At 51.2% G+C, this 4,223-nt stretch carries 6 protein-coding genes; 3 read left to right on the top strand and 3 right to left on the bottom strand.

Going from position 1 to position 4,223, the window contains the following annotated elements:
- The 3 genes from ACYC56_RS12730 to ACYC56_RS12720 all read left to right on the top strand — a co-directional run.
- Positions 1 to 197 (top strand): ArsR family transcriptional regulator (locus ACYC56_RS12730; protein ID WP_461374551.1); only part of this gene is annotated, 197 nt, incomplete at its 5' end.
- On the top strand, positions 190 to 1,185 hold the full coding sequence (locus ACYC56_RS12725; protein ID WP_461374550.1) for a S1C family serine protease: 996 nt from the start codon (positions 190 to 192) through the stop codon (positions 1,183 to 1,185). The genes ACYC56_RS12730 and ACYC56_RS12725, both read left to right, overlap by 8 nt.
- Positions 1,186 to 1,360: 175 nt before the next feature.
- The gene (locus ACYC56_RS12720; RefSeq protein WP_461374549.1) at positions 1,361 to 2,347 is read left to right on the top strand and encodes a CvpA family protein; all 987 of its coding nucleotides are present in this window, start codon (positions 1,361 to 1,363) and stop codon (positions 2,345 to 2,347) included.
- A 51-nt stretch (positions 2,348 to 2,398) separates the two neighbouring features.
- Here the strand turns inward: ACYC56_RS12720 and ACYC56_RS12715 are convergent, their stop codons facing one another.
- From ACYC56_RS12715 to ACYC56_RS12705, 3 genes are all read right to left on the bottom strand, one after another.
- Positions 2,399 to 2,755, bottom strand: a complete 357-nt coding sequence (locus ACYC56_RS12715; RefSeq protein ID WP_461374548.1) for an STAS domain-containing protein — start codon at positions 2,753 to 2,755, stop codon at positions 2,399 to 2,401.
- Positions 2,756 to 2,995: 240 nt separating this feature from the next.
- Positions 2,996 to 3,316 (bottom strand): hypothetical protein, encoded by a 321-nt coding sequence (locus tag ACYC56_RS12710; RefSeq protein WP_461374547.1) that lies wholly within the window; start codon positions 3,314 to 3,316, stop codon positions 2,996 to 2,998.
- Positions 3,317 to 3,426: 110 nt separating this feature from the next.
- The coding region (locus ACYC56_RS12705; RefSeq protein WP_461374546.1) for a hypothetical protein at positions 3,427 to 4,223 on the bottom strand (797 nt) is incomplete at its 5' end.

Raw genomic sequence — 4,223 nt, 5'->3', positions numbered from 1 at the left:
GTCAGTTGTTGCGAAAGCAATTCGACCTTAGCCAGCCCGCGATGTCGCATCACTTCAAGATTTTGAGACAGTGCAGGGTTGTGACGACCAAGAAACGTGGAAAGCACGTCTACTACTCCCTCAACCGGGAGCTGCTCGGTAATTACCTGGAGCGATTCCTTCAAGATATACGGAACGGTGGGATGAGAGATGAATAAGTTTACACATATCGTTGAAATAGATAAAGAATTAAAACCGAATGATAACGGCCTGCTCGACACGTACTCCGCGGCAGTGACGACCGCCGCCGCCAAGGCCGGTCCGGCAACCGTTCATATAAGCTTTGGAGTACGGCAGAACGCATGGCCTTTTTCGCAGGGATACGTCCAGGGCACGGGGTCGGGCATTATCATCAACAAGAACGGGCTTGTTCTTACGAACAATCATGTGGTGAGCAACACCACATCCGTCATGGTGCACATGACGGACGGACGCAGCTTCGAGGGACAAGTTGTCGGCAGAGACCCTGCGCATGATGTTGCGCTCGTCAGGATAGATGCCGAGAACCTGCCGACGGTAAAGCTTGGCACATCGAAGAACCTGTTGCCGGGGCAGCTGGTTATCGCAATCGGCAACCCTCTGGGCTTTACCTGGACCGTAACCGCGGGGGTAATCAGTGCGACCCACCGAGAATTGCAAGTCAGCCGGGGTTTTAACCTGAGAAACCTGATTCAGGTGGATGCTTCGATCAATCCCGGAAACAGCGGCGGACCCCTCTTGAACTCCCGGGGAGAAGTCGTCGGGATTACGACCGCGATGGTCCTTGGGGCCCAGAATATTGGGTTCGCGATTGAGATAGACCCGATTAGAAAAGCACTCGGTAATTTCCTGGCGGAAGACGAGGAAGCGGTACCATTCGGGATATCCGGTAAACGGCAGAAGTTTGCTTTTGACAACGACGAGAACCCCGACAGACAAACAAGCTCGGGCGTACTCGTAACCGATATTGCAAAGGACGGCCTGGCAGATCAGCTAGGCGTAGAAAAGGGCGACATCATCATCGCTTTGGATACCCACAGGATCGAGGATCCAAAGGATCTCGAAGCGAGCTACGCGCGCCCCGCGGAGCAGGTCAGATTGTTGCTCTTGCGGGAGGGCGACCTTCACGAGATAATCGCCCGCACGACAGTTAATAATCAAGCTTAAGGCAGAGCCTTAAGGGCCGCGCCAGAACGCGGCCTTAGATACCTCCCAGCCAAAAACCCCGCCCTACACCGGGCGGGGTTTTTCGCTTTTTCTGCGGTCTTCCCCACGTCTTACAATAAAAAGCGGGAATACATAAGGACGAATAGATAAGGATATACACACTTAAAGGTCTGCCATGCTTGGATTTAACTTGGCCGATGTCGTTATCATAGTGTTTCTGATCTCCTGGGTGGTGCACGGCTACTGGAAGGGTTTTCTCATCTCGTCCATTACCCTCATCAGCTTCGTTATATCGCTCTTTTTTGCGGCTAAGACTTACGCCTTGCTAAGCTCCTATGCAAATATCTCGTACGGCCTGCCGAGAAGTTACGCAAACCTGCTCGCGTTTCTTATCCTTTTCGTAACGTTTCATTTCTTGCTAGAGGCGCTATTATCCCGATACGTCTACCCGTTTGTTATCCTGTCGCTTTCGCGCCATCACCTTAGCAGACTCGACAGACTCGCCGGGGTCATACCCACAACCTTAGGTGGGATTATCTGGCTCACCATAATCCTCGGGATATTGAGCTGGTTTCCGATAAGCCCCTACGCCAAAACCATGATCGGCGCGTCGAAGCTCGGCCACCAGATCGTCGAAGCCGCAGCCGTCGTTGAACCCCAGGCGGAACGAATTGCCGGTAAGGCGATTGAAGATACGATCGCCTCGTTAACTACCAGGAATGATAAAGAGGGCGGCACTGCGTGGAAGCCGAACATCCCTGGACGTCAGGCTGTTGAGTTTGATTCGGGTTCCGAGGTATATATGCTGCTTCTCGTGAATCAAGAGCGGCGGGTTCGTGGATTGCGCCTGCTGGCCTTCGACCCGCGACTGCGAAATGTGGCACGCGCCCACAGTATGGATATGGTAAGGAATAATTTCTTCGACCATAAATCACCGACGGCCGGCTATCCGGATGAAAGGCTGATCAGGGCCGGGATTATCTTTCTGGCCGATGGGGAGAATATCGCATATTCGCAGGATGTCGACCTTGCCCACTCCAGTTTGATGGCAAGCCCGGGGCACCGGGAGAGTATTCTGGAACCGCTCTTCGGGAAAATCGGTATCGGAATCGTAAACGCGGGACCGTACGGCTACATGATAACCCAGGATTTTACAAACTAGAAACCCACAGCCGAAACTGTCAGCCATGGGTTAATCTTTGCATTTATATAGTTATGCTATGTGGTCGTGGTCGTGGGGGCCGGGCCCGGGGCCGCCCCCTCCCTCCTGAAAAAAAAGCGTATCGAACCCCGCCATCTGGAAGAGCCTTTTTAGAGACGGGCGCACGTTGATTACTCTCACTTCCCCATCGACCGTCCTACTGAGCTTGAGCAGGAGTCCGAAGGCGGAGCTGTCGGAGTAATCCACGTCCGCGTAATCGAACGTAATATCCACGACATCCTCATTTACGGCCAAGGGATAAAGGGCCTGCTTAAGAATGCCCACTGTGTGAAAATCAAGTGACCCGATCGGTTTGACGACCAATTTGTGATCGTCCTCGACCTCGATTGTAAAAGAAAATTGGCTCATCGTTTCACCTATCATCTTCGTTTCCTGTTATTCTCAAGGCAAGTTGACCCTACCTTGAAAAGCTTTGCTTTGTTAATGCGTACCCAAAATCGATAGATATTAAGCAAGCAAAGGTGAAACTGGGTGAGATTTTTGTTTGCAATAGAAATGCCTCGCATGTAATAGAGGGGAGGGGGGACCAAGCCCACCTTCCCCCGTCACGCTCGTCTCTCTTAGATATCCAATAATAACGGCGCACCGTTATGCAGCGCGACGCTCTTCGGGCGGCATTGTAGGAGCAGCTTTCACTTGTTGGCTAGCCTGGAACGTATTGTACTCTATATCTGCCGCAACCAGAATAAGATCAGCGACTGCCAATAGGAACAGCGCCGGAATTGCAGCTCCAAGTAGGATGCCTACTATTGCGACCAAATCCGTAAGAAAACCTGCTGAAACCGTAAACGGATACGCAATAGCCGAGACAACACCTACGATTATTATGATCGCCGCAAGTACCTGCAGAAGTACGCGATATGTCAGGAGCGCCGGATATCTGTTCGCCTCTCTTTGCTCCCTCTGCATTTCTGTCACCTCCCGGTGTATTGTTCGTAGTCATTTCCAATGTACCCGTTTTTTACGACCTCGATGTTTTTTAGAGCCTGAAATTAGCAGCGGGAGGCTTCTGCCAGGTGTTATGGTGAAAAAGAATTGAAGCCTTCACTGGCTGGTTTGCTTCTATATGTAGCGCCGCTGACAGCATCAACGATTAGGGTGGGTACTTTGATATAGGCCGGCATATCAACAAAAGGTAAGCCTCTCGTTATTATGCCGTTGGGGTCTTCGGGTGGTTTGCGCCCTAATATGGCCCCTACTTTCACAATCCAACCCGGGCGGTAGATAATAGTCTTGTTGTTAAACTGTTTAGGGTCGCGGGGTCTGGGATCATAATATACGAGCTGCCTTAGCTCGATTGAGACCGGTTTTTTCCCTGCTAGTAGTTCCTTGTAAAGCTTTCCCCGTTGTTTTTCCCACAGTGGTTTGTATTTGTGGACTATTTGCCCGGCCAACTCTTCCGGTGTAAGCAACTGTTGGTCGCCGCCGAATGCTTTAAAGTCATGCCCGCGCCTGAAATAGGAGGCCTTATAGTTCTTGCTGATACTGACTTCGATATCGTCATCCTGGATAAAGACTGAGCCATACGCGTGGTGAAACCATCTTAGCAGGTAGGTTACATGGCGTCCGTCGGGAGGCATATTTATATTTTCTCTATAGGCCCCGGTCTGTGCGAAAAAAGTACCGATCGGCTTACTGCCGGGATGTGATTCGAAGAATCTGTTAACGAAGGCTTCACCCTGGGCGAACGTAAACTCGGCAGGCACTGTTTGGTCACCTGTTACGTCTGTTCCGATTCTCTCGTAATATACGGTGCCGAACCGGTCTATGAAGAGCTTTCCTCGTTTTACTCCTTGTGGATCGACTAGATAGAAAA

This window comes from Candidatus Aquicultor sp. (assembly GCF_054640775.1).
This window is presented reverse-complemented; position numbering and strand designations above follow the sequence as displayed.